Origin of the sequence: Pseudomonas sp. NBRC 111127 (genome assembly GCF_001320345.1) — a bacterium.
GTDB lineage: Bacteria > Pseudomonadota > Gammaproteobacteria > Pseudomonadales > Pseudomonadaceae > Aquipseudomonas > Aquipseudomonas juntendi.
In genome coordinates, this window is the sequence record NZ_BCBD01000325.1 from 1 (window position 1) to 1,187 (window position 1,187).

Consider the following 1,187-nt stretch of genomic DNA (forward strand, 5'->3'; position numbering starts at 1 on the left):
TTTTCGCGCCACCAAAACCAGCGCCAAAAAGCTTTCAAGCTTTCAAGCTACGCAATACCCCCCCCCATCACTGCGAAGCAATAGCCTTCTCGATAGCCGCCCGGAACGCCGGATCATCCGGCTTGGTCAGGCTGGAAAAATTACCAACCACCTTGCCCTTGCGATCAACCACATATTTGTAGAAGTTCCACTTCGGCGCACTGCTCTGGTTGGCCAATTCAACGAACAACGGAATCGCATCCTTGCCCCGAACCGGCTGAGCCTTGGTCATGGTGAACGTCACACCGTAATTGGCATAGCACACCTTGGCCGTCTTCTCGCTATCGGCGTCTTCCTGCTTGAAGTCATTGGACGGCACACCCAACATCTCCAGGCCTTGTTCATGATACGCCTTGTACGTTGCTTCGAGCCCCTCGAACTGCGGCGCAAAACCACAGTAACTGGCGGTGTTCACCACCACCAGAGGCTTACCGGCAAACCGCTCGCACAGCTCGATCTGCCCCTTGCCCCGCAATTCCGGCAAGCTGCCCTGCAACAACGCAGGGCAATCGGCCGCCCAGCTCGACGCACTGGCCAGCAAGCCCAGCACCGTCACCGTCAACCCCTGTATACGCATGTCTGTTGCTCCCGCAATCCAAGCCTTGAGCTTGCAGGGTAGCGCCTAACAGACGCTCATGCCCAACTGCATCAACGCCAAGCCCCCGCGGTGCCAGCCCCACCACACCAGCGCCAGCAGCAATAACCCGGCAACCGCCAGCAGCCCGCGAACCCAATGGCGGCTCACGCTGCCTGCGCCTGCAAGCGGGCGACCGGGCGTTCGCGTACCGGCCAGTTCAGGGCGGCAGCCAACACGCTGAGCAGGATGGAGATCTGCCACACCAGGTCATAGCTGCCCGTGCGGTCGTACACCACCCCACCCAGCCAGCCCCCCAGGAACGCACCCAGCTGGTGGAACAGGAACACGATACCGCCCAGCATGGAAAGGTTGCGCACCCCGAACACCGTCGCCACGGTGCCATTGGTCAGCGGCACGGTAGACAACCACAGCAGCCCCATGGCGATACCGAACAGGTAGGCACTGAACTGAGTCACCGGCGCCCACAGGAACAGCACGATCACCACCGCCCGCAGCAGGTAAAGCCCGGTCAGCAAGCGCGGTTTGGACATGCGCCCACCCAGCCAGCCAG

2 protein-coding genes and 1 pseudogene are annotated in these 1,187 nt (G+C 61.2%); all 3 read right to left on the reverse strand.

The genetic code is table 11. The features are described 5' to 3' along the window. Window positions 1-67: 67 nt before the first annotated feature. Entirely contained in the window at window positions 68-616 is a 549-nt protein-coding gene (locus APH30_RS27230) for a glutathione peroxidase (RefSeq protein WP_054914256.1), read from the reverse strand. Window positions 617-661: 45 nt separating this feature from the next. Then, complete coding sequence (locus APH30_RS29775; RefSeq protein ID WP_256222161.1) at window positions 662-784, reverse strand: hypothetical protein; 123 nt, start codon at window positions 782-784, stop codon at window positions 662-664. Beyond that, window positions 781-1,187: pseudogene (locus APH30_RS27235) on the reverse strand (MFS transporter); the annotation flags it as partial. The gene APH30_RS29775 and the pseudogene APH30_RS27235, both read right to left, overlap by 4 nt.